The following is a 17561-nucleotide window of genomic DNA, read 5'->3' as shown; positions in this document are numbered from 1 at the left end:
TTAGGGGCTTTCTTTCTGCTCATAACAAACAGGATGAAGCACTGGAATGATCACTCAATAGCCAAAAGTGGATCAAGTGCTGAGTGTCACACTTTTTCTGTCAATATGGGCTCGGTGAACACTTACGTTTTATCGACATTTTAGTCGTAATTCAAATTTGACAAAAAAAATGACGCAAACGGTTGCTTTTGGTGTTACATCACAAAAACAATTGCTATATAATGCGCTCGCAATGACGAGGTGGAATCGGCATAGGTTCGACAGGGCTTATTTTAAGTGTCTGAATTTATTCCAATATCACCTTAATCAATTGCATAAGAGACCTAAGCACATGAGAATTTTGCGTGGCTCCCCAGCTCTTTCTGAGTTTCGTGTTAATAAACTACTGGAACTTTGTCGTGAACAAGATCTGCCTGTAACTGGCATTTATGCCGAGTTTATGCACTTTGCCGATCTAAAGTCTGACCTTGATGACCAAGAGTTAGAAAAACTTGAAAAGTTACTAACTTACGGCCCAACCATCGAAGAGCATGAGCCAGAAGGTCTTCTACTTCTTGTTACGCCTCGTCCAGGCACTATCTCGCCTTGGTCTTCTAAATCTACCGATATCGCTGTTAACTGTGGCTTGGATAAAGTGAAACGTCTAGAGCGCGGTACGGCTTATTATGTCGAATCTTCAGTTGTTCTATCAGAGGCTCAAGTTGGCGCTGTCAAAGCGTTAATTCATGACCGCATGATGGAAACGGTATTTACAGAATTTGAAGCTGCGTCAGCGCTGTTTACAGTCGCAGAGCCTAAGCCAGTGGCGCATGTTGATATCTTAGCGGGCGGTCGTCTTGCGCTTGAAGAAGCAAACGTTTCCCTTGGCTTGGCACTCGCAGAAGATGAAATTGATTACTTGGTAGAGAACTTTACTAAGCTTGGGCGCAACCCAAACGACATTGAATTGATGATGTTTGCTCAGGCGAACTCAGAGCACTGTCGCCACAAAATTTTTAACGCAGATTGGACTATCGACGGGGTAGATCAACCTAAGTCTTTGTTCAAAATGATCAAAAACACGTTTGAAACGACACCTGACTATGTGCTGTCTGCATACAAAGACAACGCAGCCGTTATGACGGGTTCTAAAGCGGGTCGTTTCTTCCCAGACCCTAAATCTCGTCAATACACTTACCACCATGAAGATGCGCACATCTTAATGAAGGTAGAGACGCACAACCACCCAACGGCAATCTCTCCATGGCCGGGCGCATCGACTGGTTCAGGCGGTGAGATCCGTGACGAAGGCGCGACGGGTATCGGTGGTAAGCCAAAAGCGGGTCTAGTTGGTTTTACAACCTCTAACTTACGTATTCCTGGTTTTGAACAGCCGTGGGAAACCGACTTTGGCAAGCCAGGTCGTATTGTTAACGCGCTAGACATCATGCTTGAAGGTCCTCTAGGCGGCGCGGCATTCAACAACGAATTTGGTCGTCCAAATCTATTGGGTTACTTCCGTACTTACGAAGAAAAAGTGACCTCTCACGCGGGTGAAGAAATCCGTGGTTACCACAAACCAATCATGATTGCTGGTGGTATGGGTAACATTCGTGACGAACACGTGCAGAAGAAAGAAATTCCAGTGGGTGCGAGTTTAATCGTACTTGGTGGTCCGGCAATGAACATCGGTCTTGGTGGTGGCGCGGCGTCCTCAATGGCGTCTGGTCAGTCAGCAGAAGATCTGGACTTTGCTTCAGTACAGCGTGAAAACCCAGAGATGGAGCGTCGCTGTCAGGAAGTGATCGACCGTTGTTGGCAGCTAGGCGACGACAACCCAATCGCATTTATCCACGATGTGGGTGCGGGCGGTATCTCTAACGCATTGCCTGAACTTGTCGACGACGGTGAGCGTGGCGGTAAGTTCCAATTACGCGATGTACCAAACGATGAGCCGGGCATGAGTCCGCTAGAAATTTGGTGTAATGAATCACAGGAACGTTACGTTCTTGCGGTAGCGCCAGAAAACATGGAAGCATTCGATGCAATCTGTAAGCGTGAACGCGCACCATATGCAGTGGTGGGTGTGGCAACTGAAGAGCGTCATCTAACGCTAGAAGATTCTCACTTCGACAATACGCCAATCGATATGCCAATGGATATCCTGCTTGGTAAGCCACCGAAGATGCACCGCGACGCAACCACACTAAAGGTGGAAAGCCCTGCCATTGTTCGTGATGGTATTGAGCTTAATGAAGCGGTGGATCGCGTACTTCGTCTTCCAGCGGTTGCAGAAAAAACATTCCTAATTACTATCGGTGACCGAACAGTAACGGGTCTGGTTGCTCGTGATCAAATGGTTGGTCCTTGGCAGGTACCAGTAGCAAACTGCGCAGTAACAGCGGCAAGCTACGACACTTACCATGGCGAAGCAATGTCGATGGGTGAGCGCACGCCAGTGGCATTACTAGACTTTGGTGCATCGGCTCGCCTAGCCGTTGGTGAGTCACTAACGAACATTGCGGCAACAGACATCGGTGATATTAAACATATTAAACTGTCTGCGAACTGGATGTCGCCAGCGGGTCACCCAGGTGAAGATGCAGGTCTTTATGAAGCAGTCAAAGCGGTGGGTGAAGAGCTCTGTCCTGCATTAGGTTTGACTATCCCAGTTGGTAAAGACTCCATGTCGATGAAAACCAAGTGGGAAGAGAACGGCGAGAGTAAAGAAGTCACTTCTCCACTGTCGCTAGTTATCACGGCATTTGGTCGTGTGGAAGACGTACGTAAGACCGTGACTCCACAACTACGCAGTGACAAAGGCGATACTTCTCTAGTTCTTGTTGACTTGGGTAACGGCAAAAACCGCTTAGGTGCGACAGCATTGGCACAAGTATACAAACAGCTTGGTGATAAACCTGCTGACGTAGATAACGCAGAGCAGCTAAAAGGCTTCTTTGATGCAATGCAAGCGTTAGTACGTGATGACAAGCTAGTGGCTTACCACGATAAAGGCGACGGCGGTCTGTTTGTAACACTGGCTGAGATGGCGTTCGCGGGTCACTGTGGCGTAAAAGCGAACATCGCAGAACTGGGTGACGATGCGCTAGCCGTTCTATTTAACGAAGAGCTAGGTGCGGTTGTTCAAGTTAAGAATGATGATCTGGATTCAGTTCTATCTACTCTGGCGGCAAACGGTTTAGAGGCATGTTCACATGTGATTGGTTCTGTTGAAGCTTCAGACGACTTTATTATCACTTCTGGTGATGCAGTTGTGCTTGAACGTTCACGTACCGAACTACGCGTTATCTGGGCTGAAACAACGCATAAGATGCAGGCGCTACGCGATAACCCAGCATGTGCAGACCAAGAGTTTGAAGCGAAGAAAGACAATTCAGACCCAGGTTTAAACGTTAAGCTCAGCTTCGACGTAAATGAAGACGTTGCAGCGCCTTACATTGCAAAAGGTGCGAAGCCTAAGATGGCGATTCTACGTGAGCAGGGTGTTAACTCCCACGTTGAAATGGCAGCAGCGTTTGACCGCGCAGGCTTTGAGGCAACCGACATCCATATGAGCGATATCCTAACGGGTCAAGCGGTACTGGATGAATACCATGGCCTAGTAGCTTGTGGTGGCTTCTCTTACGGCGACGTACTAGGTGCGGGTGAAGGCTGGGCTAAGTCTATCCTGTTTAACGCACAAGCTCGTGAACAGTTCCAAGCGTTCTTCAACCGTAAAGAGACGTTCTCTTTAGGTGTATGTAACGGTTGTCAGATGCTTTCTAACCTGAAAGAGCTGATCCCGGGTGCAGACTTGTGGCCACGTTTTGTTCGTAACGAATCTGAGCGTTTTGAAGCGCGCTTTAGCCTAGTTGAAGTTCAGAAATCTGATTCTGTATTCTTCGACGGAATGGCTGGTTCGCGCATGCCAATCGCGGTTTCCCACGGAGAAGGGCGTGTAGAAGTACGTGGTGCAGAGCACCTAGCAGCGATCGAGGCATCAGGTACGGTTGCGGTTCGTTACGTGGATAACCTCGGTAACCCAACACAACAATACCCGAACAACCCGAACGGTTCGCCAAACGCGATTACCGGTTTAACAACAGCAGACGGTCGCGTAACTATCATGATGCCTCACCCAGAGCGCGTATTCCGCACAGTTGCAAACTCTTGGGCTCCGGAAGGTTGGGGTGAAAATGGTGCTTGGATGCGTATGTTCCAAAATGCACGTAAGAATATCGGTTAATTAACCAAAGGTTAATCTAGCTTAAGTAAAGCGTTGGTTGAGAGACCAGCGCTTTCTTTTTTCTTATCAATCTTTTTTCTTTGTCGCTCTTTCTAGTGACTGGGCGAAATGTTGCTTTGTTCTGCCTCTTCTTTGTCATCTATTATCTCGCGTAAAAAACTTGCAGCGTTTAGATTACTTTTATGCTCTAATACCGCGCTTACCAAGGGATGGTGTTAAACAGCTCAGCTTAGATGGAGTTATCAAGTTGACCGAATCCCTGATTGATCCCTAAATCCCTTAGGAAATGAAAGAAATGTCTAAGAATCCAAAATTTGCTATCCGCGTCACTGAAAAACGTAACGGCTGGAGCGCAGAAATCACTCGCCAAGTGACATCTCGTAAGACTGTAGTATCAAAGCGTGAAAATGGCTTTGACAGCGAAGAGAAAGCACAAGCTTGGGCTGAACAAGAACTGGCTGGTTTTATCCAAAACCAAGTGGTTCGTAACGAGCGTAAAGCAGCGCAACGTCAAGAGCGTGAAGCAGAACAACTAGCGGCAAAAGTTCGTAAAGAAGAAGCCCGCAAAGCACGTGACGCTGAAGTAGACGCTGACGAAGAATAGATTCAAGTCGGTGAGATGGTGACGTCACCCATCAAACAAAAAGTGAAAATGCCCTGAGCTTTGTCTCAGGGCATTTTTTATTGTATCGACTTAAAAACAATCCGAGGATACTGACAGACTAAACGTACCGTCTTCAGGGGCTGCAAATTGTTTATTGCCAGGAAGAAGGTGAGGGTTATTAGCATAAGTGCGATGTGTTGACTTACCCTTTGCCGAGTGCCTCTCTGGTAAATCAAAGTGTTGCAATCCGTCAGATAGATCGTTTGCTTCACCGTAGTCGAAATGTGTTGCGACGTCCTTGGGCTGCTTGGCGTAACGACAGTGATCCGGCTTGCCATCTTCGTGCCAAGTTAACGCGTTTGCTTTGGCGTCTAGATTCAGATTATTTGTTGTTGGTTGTGCGTAATGATCCTCAATAACTTGGTGCTGACTCTGCTCTTGTAAGTAGTCAGCAATGCTCTCGGAAGTCTGTGCCAGGCTTTGACTTGCTGGAACGAAGCAAGCAAGAAGAAACAGTGTTTTTAAGTTGTTCATAGTGTGTATGCAAGCAAAAATAAATGATAGTACTGGTAAATAAAACGGCGTGCAATTATGTCCATTGGACACGATATAGCAGGGCAGTTAATGTCTGCCCTGCATCTTTTAGGTATGGTTAGTATTGATAAGTGAGATGCAGTTTGACTTCGCGACCAGGTGAAGGCACGCCATTAGATAGGTATGCTTCGTAGTAACGATCGGTTAAGTTTTTCACAACCGCGCCAACACTCAAGCCTTCGACTTGTTGTATTTCCCAAACCACGTAAGCGTTTTGTAGCGTGTATTGCTCACTTGGCGATTTCACTTTTAAATTGTTACGGCTTGCCTTGGTTTTGGTTTGCGCATCATACCAACGGACTTCCCAGCCCGTACGTAAACCCGGAATCCATTCGTAACCTAAACCCAGATTAATGTTTAATGGTGGCACATCAGGGTGATCATCATCTGAACCTGTAGAGTCAGATAAACTGCCTTTGTTTTTGCCGCGAATGTAACTTGCTGAGAAATTACTGTAGAAATCTTCAATCCGGTATTGTGAAATTAGCTCAAAGCCGTAGTTTTTAAAGCCATCTAGGTTTGTATTCCAGCTTTGTAACTCAGTAGTATTTTTGTCGAGGTTTTCGCCCGTTCGTATATCAACTGTGTCGCTAACATCGTTATAGAACAAAGTTAACTCTGTTGCGAGGTTATCGCGAGAGTTCACCAGCCCTTCCGTTAAGTTGATAACGCTTGCTTGATAAGCATGGATACGAGACACGTCCAGATTCAAAGCAGTAGCCGTAGCGGTAGCTCGCGCATATTGCACTGAGTAGATGTTATCAACGGTTGGTGCTTTTAAAGCGTAGGCGTAGGAGGCGTTTAAACGCGTATTATTGGTCGCATCAAAGTCGATATCCAAACGTGGGCTAAAGCCTTTATGCGTCGTTTCACCGTAGTCATGTCCGGCGGCTGGATCATTATAATCCGGCGCGGCGTTCCCTTTTCCTTCACTCTTGATGTATTCGTAACGCAGAGAAGGTGTGATGGTTAGACGGTCTGTTGCTTGATAGTGATCAGCAATGTAAGCCGCATAAATTGACTGAGTGCCAGATGGTTCGTAGTAAGGGGTGTACCAACCGTAATTTTTTGCTTCATTACTGTCGTATGATGCGTTGAATACTAACGAGTCTCTATCGGTTTTTTGATATTGAAGCCCAGTGATTAGAGTGTGGTCTCCGAATTGTGCTTGGTTAAACACATCAACGTAGTCACGCTCGTAACTCAACCAAGACTCGTGACCGTAACTGCCAACAGAAACGAACATTTTCTCGAATGCCACGTCAGGGCGAACCCAGTGACGATCGTTTTCAGAACGTGCCATTTTGATATTGAAATCAATATACGGGTTAGTCGGCATGTAGTGGTAAGAGATGGTCGTGGTGTTATCCGTGTATTTATTATCGACGGTGTATGCGTATTTGGCTTTTTCTAATGATCCGTATTTCTTGATGTTGTACTCAGTGATGTTAGGCATTTTTCCGCGGCGGTTAGCCCAAGGTTTACGACCTTCATCTTTGTAGCGAGTGTGGCTAATTTCAAACTCGTGATCGTTGTTTTCATAACCGACTTTTACGAGCATGTTTTCTTGCTCATAACCTGAGTAATCCAGCGTGTCACCACCACCGACTTTAATGTCATCAGAATCTTTTACCGAGCCATTCGCTAGAAAATAAAAACCAGTATCGTTTTTACCATAGAGTGTTAGCGTGTAGGCATTCTCATTGCCGTTGGTGTTGTATGCACTTGAGATGCGAGCACCAAAGTTTCTGTCGCCGTAAAGGAGATCATCGACACTTTTGGTTTTAATGCGAATGGAGCCACCAAACTTTCCGTTGAGTGCTCGATAGTCGTGCGCGCCCTTGATAATTTCTGCTTCGCCAATCAAGAACGGATCAAAAAAGAAAGTTCCGTAGCGGTATTGTTGAAAGCCAATTGGAGCGCCATCGACAAATACGGCGATATCGCTTGGATCATCAAAACCACGAATATTAATACGTTCGCCGCCGGAACGGCCGCCGCCATCTAATGATGCGCCGGGAACGGCATCGATCATTGAGGCAAAATTGGAGTACTGTTGCTCTTCAATCTCTGACCAATCAATGGTGGTTTGCGCAGGCTCAGCAACGGTGATGGGTTTGGCATAACGCACACCGATGACTTCGAGCTCTTCATTTGGCGTTGTCTCGGCATATGAATAAAGAGGGAAGAGCAAAGTCAGTGAAATGAGATTTACTTTGAATGGATGACTTTTTAATCGTTTCATATTGATGATTTATAGTGTTCTTATGAAGCTCGGATTATAAGAACATTATTACGATTAATAAATGATAATGAGATTAATTATCAAATGTGTTTTTGCGATGGCTTGTAAAGTTTTTTATCCATTCTTGGAAACTACGATGAGTATCTGTAGCTTACAGAAAACAAAAAGCCCAGCATCATGGACGCTGAGCTCATTGGCTTTTAAACAAGATGGTGCGAGCACTGTTGCTCCTTTCGAGCTAATCAAGTGCACTCTTGGTAGGTATTACTGAGTTTCTAACGGGATCTGTCCGGTAGTCAGTGGCTCGACATCGAACTCGGTCAGTCCTTCAATGTAACTTTCAACGGCTTGTTCTACCGAATCATCACCTTGGTTGAAGTAAGCAAGGTGGAAGATCGCATCTCCTTCATTAACCAGTGGCAAAGTTTGTTGACCGATCACCAAGCCACGCTTTGGCGCTTTGAGCTCTACCTCATCATGTCCAAGAGGAGAGCTGATATAGGCGAGCGTTTCACCCTGTTCTACTTTGTCTCCCAGATTAACGACAGTACGCAAAATACCGTTACCTGACGCACGAACCCAGCTGGTGGACTTCGCTATGATAGGCTCAGGCAGCTTTTTTCGGCTAGCGCGCAACATGCCAATGGCTTGCATTACGCGCCGAACCCCGAGTACACCAGCGCTGATTGACAGTGGATCAAAACGTAATGCTTCGCCAGCCTCGTAGGTGAGCACGGGGATGTCACATTTTTCCGCTTCACTGCGCAAAGAGCCGTCACGCAATGCTGAATCAACAATCACTGGCGTCGCAAACGCCTGAGCAATACGCAGAGTTTCTGGGTTGCTTAAGTTTGCGCGAATCTGTGGCAAGTTCGTGCGGTGAATGGCCCCAGTGTGCAGATCCAAAATGTAGTCACAACGTTTGGCTATGTTGTTAAAGAAGCCGTGTGCCATTCGAGATGCAAGCGCGCCTTTTTCACTGCCAGGAAAACAACGGTTGAGATCTCGTCGATCGGGCAAGTACCGTGATTTATGGATGAAACCAAAAACGTTAACGATAGGTACTGCAATGACAGTGCCTTTCAGTTTTTGTGGATCCAGTTGGTTAATGATCTGACGAACGATTTCTACGCCATTAAGCTCATCACCATGGATAGCAGCATTGACCATTAACACAGGCCCTTCTTGTTTCCCATGGATGATTTCCACAGGAATAGATAAAGGCGAATGTGTGTATAGTTTCGCTGCTTCAAATTCGATCTCTAATCGTTGTCCTGGTTGTATTTGATGCCCTAAGAGCTCAAACACTTTGCTTTTTTTACTTCTGGCCATAAACCATCTCTGTCAAATGCGTTATCAGCAATGTAACAATTGCTGCAAAATCGCACTAATCATTCTCATTAAGGACACGACAAATTACTTTAATCGTCATGCGCGAAATCTCAGCATGTGTGAAGTTTTTGTTTTCAATATGATCTTTTCTATCAGTTTAATACATAACGAGAGGTACAGAAGGAAGAGCAATCATAGCCTTAAAAAATGTGACTGTATTAAAAATAATACTGATAATGAGGGACAAAAAAACGGACTTTTAACCCTACTTTTTATCCGATAATATCCGCGCCGAATTTTAGGTCTAACATTTCTAACTAGAGGTTTTGATGAAAAAGGCAATTGCTAAAATTGGTGCATTGACTGCTGTAGCAGTTTCACTTTCAGGTTGCGTTGGCAGTAATGCCGTGACAGGTTATGTCATGGGGTTTAACTTGAAAGCTGTAGATAACCGTTACGCTCGAGGTGGTCTAAACATGCTTTTAGCACCTGTTTATGGTGTCGCAATCGCAGCGGACTACATCGTGTTTAACTCTCTAGAGTTTTGGACGGGTAAGAACCCTTTAAATGGTAAGCCACATATCTTCGATACAAAGATGGATACTTACATCGATGTAAACCACCAGTTAGATAAATCGTTAACGACGGCGCCAATTGCACCGTTAGCGAATAACCGTGTTATTGAGCAGGGTCGAATGCAGCAAATCGATGAGAATACTGTTCAAATGGATATTACTTACAATAACGGCGAGAAGGCGACACTCATGGGTGTGCGCGATGGTGAGTTTGTCACTTACTACATTGATGGCGAAGTCGTTGCACAAACCTCAATGGATGAATTAGCCGCTTATACGCAAAATCGCGTGTAATTTGGTCCAGCCAAACAAAAAAGGGTGCCGTAAAGCACCCTTTGTCGTTTTTCGTGCTTGAATTACGCTTTCTCTGGAATTGCCTCTAGAAGCGCTACCATTTGGTCCCAGTACAGCTGAACGGTATCAATCTTCACTTTCTCATCTGGTGAGTGAGGGAATTTTATTGTTGGACCGAAAGAAACCATATCCATGTGTGGGTATGGTTCTTTAAATAGGCCACACTCAAGACCAGCATGGATGACCATGATGTTCGGCTTATGACCGTAAATGCCTTCATACATATCACGGAAAATTGCCATGATCTCGGAATCTGCATCTGGCTTCCAGCCAGGGTAAGCACCTGAGAACTGAATTTGCGCGCCTGCTAGCTCAGTAATCGAGCGCAGCATGCTTTCCACTTGGCTACGGCCAGAGTCAATGAGAGAACGAATCAAGCAAAGCACGGTGACTTTATTTTCTTCTGTGCTGATCACACCAACGTTTAGAGAAGTTTCAACAACACCTTCCACCTCGTCACTCATACGCATTACTCCATTTGGACAAGCGTTAAGTGCCGCAATGAAGCGTTGCTGATCGGCGATTGAAAATACTTGTGCGTCAGTCGTGATCACTTCATTAAAGGTTACGATACCTGTTTCGATTTTACCCAGCTCAGTTTTAAGCAGATCAGTGTAGTGATCGAACAACTCTGCAAGTTTGTCTTGGTTTTCGACAGGAAGCGCGACAGTAACAAACGCTTCGCGAGGGATTGCATTCCGTAAGCTACCACCACGGAATTCGACTAAACGTAAATCAAGCTCTTGCGCATGACCCGCGAGGAAACGACCAAGTAATTTGTTGGCATTACCGCGACCTGTGTGAATGTCACAACCTGAGTGACCACCTTTTAGGCCTTTCAGCGTCAGTTGGCGTGTTACGAAACCGGCAGGCGTTGCTTCTCGAGAAATGCCGAAAGTCATGGTGCCATCAACACCACCGGCGCAACCCATGTAGACTTCGCCTTCTTGTTCAGAGTCTGTGTTGAGAAGGATCTCACCTTCTAACCAACCAGCCTCAAGACCAAATGCGCCAGTCATGCCTGCTTCTTCATCAATCGTCAGCAGAACTTCGATTGGGCCGTGCTTAATGTCTTTAGATGCCAATACAGCAAGGCAAGAAGCCATACCAATCCCGTTATCTGCACCAAGCGTAGTGCCTTTCGCCGTTACCCATTCGCCATCGATGTAAGGTTGGATTGGATCTTTGGTGAAGTCGTGTTCGGTGTCTTCGTTTTTCTGCGGCACCATGTCGATGTGTGCTTGAAGTACAACAGCCTTCTTATTTTCCATTCCAGGTGTCGCGGGCTTTTTGATGAACACGTTACCAGTCGGATCACGGCGAACGTCAAAGCCTTGCTCTGTTGCCCAGTTGATAATGTACTGTGCTAATGCTTCTTCATGTTTAGATGGGTGAGGGATAGAACAAATCTTATCGAAAAACTGCCAAAGTGGAGCAGGTGATAAGGTACTGATCTCAGAATGGAACTCAGACACGGAGGACTCCTTTTGATGTGCTTTGCCAAATATATACCGTAAAAATATTGTCAAAATAGCATTAAATGCTAGGCGATTTGGCCTTCAAATTGCCGTTTAGCATACCACCAGATAAGGAGTACGAGTAGTCGCGTGCACAAGGATTTCTCTCAGAACTGTCACAGTTTGTGAACACAATAACAGGCACTGTGCGTTCTTTATCATACATTCTGAAAGTGGCTTTATTTTTTAATTCATAAAACTGTAATTTAATTACAGTTAAACTTTGATGAAGGTCAATTTATATATTTTTTGTGATTCCAGTCACTAAAATACTTGTAATTAAATTTCTTGGTGGTATATTTGTAACCAGCTTCTGAGAGAAGAATGAAATGCTCAAAGGATGAGTCCGTTTTATCGCCTCCAAGGAACCGAGAAATCAACGAATGTTTAATTGATTTAAAAGGTGATAGTTATGAAAGGTTTACCAAGTACAATGTTCTGGAATAGCAAGTCTGTTTACACCGGCAACTTTGTATACCCAACAAGCTTTGGCTACTAAGTGAAGTCAACGCATGTGACTCGAACAGTTTGTTCACCCCTATAAATTGGAATTTTTTTTCAGTGATAGTGCTGACATGATTCGCCGCCACCCAAATTTGGGTGGCGTTTTTTTATCTCCACTTTCTCTTTCTGACACATTTTCTGCCATCAAGGCTGGATTCTATTCTCCGTTCTTCAGTTTTATCGACTTTCCCGTCAAATCCACCTAGATATGACGCTTAAAACGCCCAGTTTCTATTTGAAAGTTTAGTACATTGTTCAGTTTTTATTCTGTTGTTGGGTTCTGAGCAATAATTATTAATTGTTGTTTTATAAGAATATATTTTCTGTTTTGCTTCTAAGAATTAGCGAATGGGTTTCATATCCAAAGAAAAAAATCGCATTAGAGTGAAGATTCTATCTAGAATTTGCTATTTGATAACTTTATAATTCCCGCCAATCGATTACGCAACCGTTTACTTTTTTACCTTTACAGGATTCGATCATGCTCGAGAGGCTTTTTAAGCTCAGTGACAATGGCACAAATGTGCGCACTGAGATCATTGCAGGTGTTACCACCTTCCTAACCATGGCTTACATTATTTTTGTAAACCCAGCGATCCTGTCGGATACCGGTATGGACCGTGGTGCCATTTTTGTTGCAACTTGTCTTGCGGCCGCTATCGGCTGTTTCATCATGGGATTTGTTGCCAACTACCCAATTGCACAAGCACCAGGAATGGGGCTGAACGCATTTTTCACTTACTCTGTTGTGTTGGGAATGGGCTATACGTGGCAAGTTGCGTTAGCGGCGGTGTTTGTTTCAGGCCTGCTGTTTATTCTTTTGAGTATATTTAAGATCCGTGAGTGGATTATTAACTCGATCCCGCATTCTCTTCGAACTGGTATTTCAGCCGGTATCGGTCTTTTCTTAGCATTTATCGCATTAAAAAATGCAGGCATCGTCGTTGATAACCCTGCGACATTAGTTTCTATGGGAGACATCACATCATTGCCATCTGTATTGGCTGCGATTGGTTTCTTCCTTACTATCGCGCTTGTTCACCGTGGTGTGAAAGGTGCGGTGATGATCGCCATTCTTGGTGTTACAGCGCTTGGCCTTCTATTTGGTGATGTGCAGTGGAGCGGCATTATGTCAACGCCACCAAGCATTGCACCAACTTTCATGCAACTGGATTTCTCTGGTTTGTTTGAAGTTGGCATGATTTCCGTTGTGTTTGCTTTCCTATTTGTCGATTTGTTTGATACCGCAGGTACGCTAGTTGGCGTTTCTCAAAAAGCAGGCCTCACGGATGAGAATGGCAACATCCCGCGTTTAAACAAAGCGTTACTTGCAGACTCAACGGCAACGTCAGTAGGTGCATTACTCGGTACCTCAAACACCACATCTTACATTGAGAGTGTTTCTGGTGTGGCGGCTGGTGGTCGTACTGGTCTAACAGCCGTGGTTGTTGGTGTGCTCTTCCTACTTGCTCTATTGTTCTCACCACTAGCAGGAATGATCCCAGCTTACGCAACATCGGGCGCTCTGTTCTATGTCGCGATTTTGATGTTGTCTGGGCTAGTAAGCATTGATTGGCGTGACCTAACGGAAGCATCACCAGTTGTTGTGACTTGTTTGGTGATGCCATTAACGTTCTCGATTGCAGAGGGTATTACGTTAGGCTTTATCGCGTACTCGGCGATCAAATTATTCAGCGGCAAGGGCCGTGAAGTGTCGATGAGTGTGTGGGTGATGTCTGCCATCTTCATCGTCAAATACCTCGTCGGTTAATTTCTCGAGCAAAAAGCCAGTGTGGATTTATTCACGCTGGCTTTTTCTTTTTTCACGTTGTTCACTTAAGACGGTTTTTCTGCGGAATAGGCAGAGAATTTTGATATCACCGTTGGTATTAGCGGTGTGTTTCGGTAGAATAATCGTTTGCGCAGCTTGAAATCCTCGTCTCCAAACATTTTGGAGAAGTTAGTGAGCATTCCGCTTTTGAGTGACTTCGCTAGATTTTGAGGATGCATATTTTCAAATTATTAGGTTATTACAATGAGTAAAAAATTCATTATCACTTGGGATGCAATGCAGACTTACTGCCGTGAACTGGCTGAAAAACAAATGCCAGCTGAGCAATGGAAAGGGATTTGGGCGGTAAGCCGCGGTGGTTTAGTTCCTGGCGCTATCTTGGCTCGTGAACTGGGTATTCGTTACGTTGATACAATCTGTATTTCAAGCTACGACCATGATCATCAGCGCGATATGACGGTACTAAAAGCACCTGAAGGCGATGGTGAAGGTTACCTAATCGTTGAAGACCTAGTAGACAGTGGTGATACGGCGCGCAAACTACGTGAGATGTATCCAAAAGCGAAGATGATCGCTGTGTGTGCAAAACCTTCAGGCAAAGCGTTGCTAGATGATTATGTGGTAGATATCGCGCAAGACACTTGGATTGAACAACCTTGGGATATGTCAATCCAGTACGCTGAGCCTGTAAACCGCAAGCAAAAATAAACGCTATTAAAGAATATTGAGAAATGCCCCTGTATAGGGGCATTTTTTTTATTATCATAACAACTCATGCTAATAGCCTAAGGTTCTTCCTATGTCTGAAGACGTCAGTAAAAATCTTTCCGAAACTTTGTTCGTGAAACATAAGCAAGCAAAAGAAACCTCTGCGCTTACCCAGTACATGCCGACCAGTCAAAAAATGCTTGATGAGCGAGAGGCGCAGGGTGATCGTGCTTGGTATCGTCATTTGCGCCGCTTGCAATGGGCTTGGCAAGGGTTGTCTCCGATAGAGATGGAAGGTGTGCTTTCTAAAATCGCTTCTTCTTCCCACTCTCGAACCAATGATGATTGGTTAGACACCGTAATGGGATACCACAACGGCAACTGGACATTTGAGTGGATTAAGCTCGGCATGGAGCATCAGAAGCGTTCAAATGAAATGCAAGGTGAGGAGGCCGCCGATGAACTCTTCACTGCATCTCTATGTTTTAGTATCGCAGGCTACCCACATCTGAAGAATGATAATTTGGCCTTGCAGGCTCAAGTGCTGGCAAACAAAGCGTACTCTGACGGCGCAGAGAAGACCAAGTACACCATCAAGCAAATTGAAGTGCCTTACCAAAATCGCAAAATCATCGCGAACCTTCATTTGCCAAGAACCGACAAACAACTGCCTGTGGTGATGGTGAGCGCTGGTCTCGATACGTTACAAACCGACATGTGGCGTTTGTTCCGCAATCATCTTGCACCACGAGATATTGCAATGTTGACGGTCGACATGCCTTCGGTGGGGCACAGTTCTCACTGGCCTTTGACTGAGAACTCAAGCTGTCTGCACCAAGCGGTACTAAATGAGCTGTATTCATTGCCTTGGGTGGATCATCACAAAGTGGGGTTAGTTGGATTTCGTTTTGGTGGTAATGCCATGATCCGACTCTCTTTTGTTGAGCAAGAGAAGATCAAAGCTTGTGTAGCCCTCGGCGCACCCGTACATGATATTTTTACTTCCCCTGAGAAGCTGCAAAAAATGCCGAAGATGTATCTGGATCTGTTGGCTTCTCGCTTAGGGAAAAGCGCGGTTGATATTAATAGCATGGCGGGCCAGATGATGGCCTGGTCATTGAAGGTTCAGGGCTTCTTGAGCAGTAGAAAAACTAAAGTACCTATTTTAGCTTTGAGCCTTGAAGGCGATCCGGTGTCTCCACACAGTGATAACCAACTCGTCGCGCTGTTTAGCCAGTATGGCAGAGCGAAAAAAATCAGTTCCAAAACGATTACAAAAGGATATGAGCAATCCCTCGATTTAGCCATAAAGTGGCTAGAAGATGAATTATTAGGGTGACAATTCTCCTAAATTAGTTAAAAGTGATATATCTGAGCAAAAAATAAGCTCATGATAATTAAAAATAATAATCATTCTTGGGTGTTTACTTTTAACTATGAAAACGGAGATTCATATGTCAGAGACGACTCAGGGCCCGACTCACTTTCGCTTGATGTCAAAGTTGAAGGCGATAGGGCCTTACCTGCGCGAACCACAATCGCAAGAAGGGCGCTATTATTTTGATTGTCTATCTGTTTGTGTAGACGACAAAAAATCGCCTGAGAAGCGTGAATTTTGGGGCTGGTGGATGGATTTAGAATCCATCGAAGGAGGCTTTACTGCCAAATATCATATCGGCAAGTACAACAAAGAAGGGCAATGGGTATCTGAAGCCCTGCCTAAAAAAGCGGTAGAGGAAGTGTATCTGACGCAGAGCACATTCCATCAAAAGCTGGTTGATACTTTAGAAGAACACTTCAAATTAGAAGTCGAATATCACACGGAGTCTTTCGATTTCGCTTAATTTGGTTGTTTTCATTTAATACCAAACAAAAAGGTGCGAAAACGCACCTTTTCTCTTGTTAATTCCCTCTTTGATTGTTAAAACATCCTCTCTTTATTTGTTTTTCACTTCAGAAGACATCATGACAACGAATCAACAAAATGCAGTTGTTTCACAACCACAAACTGTCGTTGTGAAACTGGGTACAAGTGTGCTGACAGGCGGCACTCTGGCACTCGACCGTGCTCACATGGTTGAGTTAGCGCGCCAGTGTGCTGAGCTTAAAAAACAAGGCCATTCAGTGGTAATGGTTTCGTCTGGTGCTATTGCAGCAGGCCGTGAGCATCTTGGTTACCCCGCATTGCCCAACGAGATGGCGAGTAAACAATTACTTGCGGCGGTAGGGCAAAGTCGCTTGATTCAAACATGGGAGTCTTTGTTTGGTATTTACGGTATCAAGATCGGCCAAATGCTACTAACTCGTGCTGATTTAGAAGATCGCGAGCGATTCTTAAACGCACGTGACACCATCAATGCGCTCGTTGCGAACGATATTATTCCTATCGTAAACGAAAATGATGCCGTTGCGACCAGTGAGATTAAAGTGGGCGATAACGACAACCTTTCCGCTTTGGTGGGCATTTTGTGTGGCGCAGATAAGCTCTTGCTTTTAACTGACCAAAAAGGTCTGTTTACTGCTGATCCTCGTAAAGACCCAAACGCAGAGCTGATCAAGGAAGTAAAAACCATCGACGATACGCTGCGTAAAATCGCAGGTGGAAGTGGTACAACATTGGGTACAGGCGGTATGGCAACGAAGCTGCAAGCCGCAGACATCGCTCGCCGCGCTGGTATCGAGGTTATTATTGCTGCCGGTAGTGCACCGAATGTTATCTTTGACTCTTTGAGTGCAGAGCCACAAGGCACACGCTTCCTACCTTGCGCTGAAGCTTTAGAAAACCGTAAACGCTGGATTCTGGCGGGACCTGCGGCATCGGGCGACATCATTATTGATGACGGTGCGGTAAATGCTGTGGTTGGTAAGGGCAGTAGCCTACTGGCTAAAGGGGTAATCAAAGTAAGTGGTGACTTTGCACGAGGCGAAGTGGCGCGTGTAACAAATTCTCACGGTAAGTTGGTGGCTCGTGGCATCAGCGCCTACTCAAGTGATGACCTAACTAAAATTACTGGTAAGCACAGTAAAGATATCATCTCTATTTTGGGGCATGATTATGGCTCTGAGGTGATTCATCGCGATGATTTGGTCGTCATTCAGGAATAGAATTAG

General features: G+C 45.2%; 12 protein-coding genes. 8 read left to right on the top strand and 4 right to left on the bottom strand.

What is annotated here, in order from left to right:
* Window positions 1-331: 331 nt before the first annotated feature.
* The gene (gene purL, locus L3V30_RS07075; protein WP_237308579.1) at window positions 332-4225 is read left to right on the top strand and encodes a phosphoribosylformylglycinamidine synthase; all 3894 of its coding nucleotides are present in this window, start codon (window positions 332-334) and stop codon (window positions 4223-4225) included.
* Window positions 4226-4520: 295 nt separating this feature from the next.
* Window positions 4521-4829 (top strand): DUF3622 domain-containing protein, encoded by a 309-nt coding sequence (locus L3V30_RS07070; protein WP_237308572.1) that lies wholly within the window; start codon window positions 4521-4523, stop codon window positions 4827-4829.
* 90 nt (window positions 4830-4919) lie between these two features.
* On the opposite strand, the gene L3V30_RS07065 is transcribed toward L3V30_RS07070, so the two are convergent.
* The 3 genes from L3V30_RS07065 to L3V30_RS07055 all read right to left on the bottom strand — a co-directional run bounded on the left by L3V30_RS07065 (window position 4920) and on the right by L3V30_RS07055 (window position 9000).
* Window positions 4920-5363 carry a hypothetical protein gene (locus L3V30_RS07065; protein WP_047010164.1) on the bottom strand — a complete coding sequence of 148 codons (444 nt, stop codon included), beginning with the start codon at window positions 5361-5363 and terminating at the stop codon, window positions 4920-4922.
* A gap of 118 nt (window positions 5364-5481) precedes the next feature.
* Entirely contained in the window at window positions 5482-7668 is a 2187-nt protein-coding gene (locus tag L3V30_RS07060) for a TonB-dependent receptor (protein ID WP_237308571.1), read from the bottom strand.
* A gap of 264 nt (window positions 7669-7932) precedes the next feature.
* The gene (locus L3V30_RS07055; protein ID WP_005391426.1) at window positions 7933-9000 is read right to left on the bottom strand and encodes a succinylglutamate desuccinylase/aspartoacylase family protein; all 1068 of its coding nucleotides are present in this window, start codon (window positions 8998-9000) and stop codon (window positions 7933-7935) included.
* 329 nt (window positions 9001-9329) lie between these two features.
* Here L3V30_RS07055 and L3V30_RS07050 point away from each other — a divergent pair, with 329 nt between their 5' ends.
* A complete protein-coding gene (locus tag L3V30_RS07050; RefSeq protein ID WP_047010162.1) occupies window positions 9330-9869 on the top strand; it encodes a DUF3332 domain-containing protein in 540 nt (179 codons plus the stop codon).
* A 62-nt stretch (window positions 9870-9931) separates the two neighbouring features.
* Here L3V30_RS07050 and L3V30_RS07045 read toward each other — a convergent pair whose 3' ends face one another.
* Window positions 9932-11404, bottom strand: a complete 1473-nt coding sequence (locus L3V30_RS07045) for an aminoacyl-histidine dipeptidase (RefSeq protein WP_237308570.1) — start codon at window positions 11402-11404, stop codon at window positions 9932-9934.
* Between the two features lie 1027 nt (window positions 11405-12431).
* Here L3V30_RS07045 and L3V30_RS07040 point away from each other — a divergent pair.
* The 5 genes from L3V30_RS07040 to proB all read left to right on the top strand — a co-directional run bounded on the left by L3V30_RS07040 (window position 12432) and on the right by proB (window position 17555).
* Window positions 12432-13721: an NCS2 family permease gene (locus tag L3V30_RS07040; RefSeq protein ID WP_006741838.1), complete on the top strand. Its 1290-nt coding sequence runs from the start codon at window positions 12432-12434 to the stop codon at window positions 13719-13721.
* A gap of 264 nt (window positions 13722-13985) precedes the next feature.
* Complete coding sequence (gene tet(34), locus L3V30_RS07035; RefSeq protein ID WP_005391418.1) at window positions 13986-14450, top strand: oxytetracycline resistance phosphoribosyltransferase domain-containing protein Tet(34); 465 nt, start codon at window positions 13986-13988, stop codon at window positions 14448-14450.
* 91 nt (window positions 14451-14541) lie between these two features.
* Window positions 14542-15789, top strand: a complete 1248-nt coding sequence (gene frsA, locus L3V30_RS07030; protein WP_237308569.1) for an esterase FrsA — start codon at window positions 14542-14544, stop codon at window positions 15787-15789.
* A 115-nt stretch (window positions 15790-15904) separates the two neighbouring features.
* Window positions 15905-16294: a sigma factor-binding protein Crl gene (crl, locus tag L3V30_RS07025; protein WP_005391414.1), complete on the top strand. Its 390-nt coding sequence runs from the start codon at window positions 15905-15907 to the stop codon at window positions 16292-16294.
* Between the two features lie 121 nt (window positions 16295-16415).
* On the top strand, window positions 16416-17555 hold the full coding sequence (proB, locus tag L3V30_RS07020; RefSeq protein WP_005391413.1) for a glutamate 5-kinase: 1140 nt from the start codon (window positions 16416-16418) through the stop codon (window positions 17553-17555).
* Window positions 17556-17561 lie beyond the last annotated feature (6 nt).

The sequence above is a fragment of the Vibrio sp. A1-1 genome, assembly GCF_021728175.1.
Classification (GTDB): Bacteria; Pseudomonadota; Gammaproteobacteria; order Enterobacterales; family Vibrionaceae; genus Vibrio; species Vibrio diabolicus.
The sequence above is the reverse complement of the archived record's forward strand: the minus strand, read 5'-3'. Positions and strand labels throughout refer to the sequence as shown.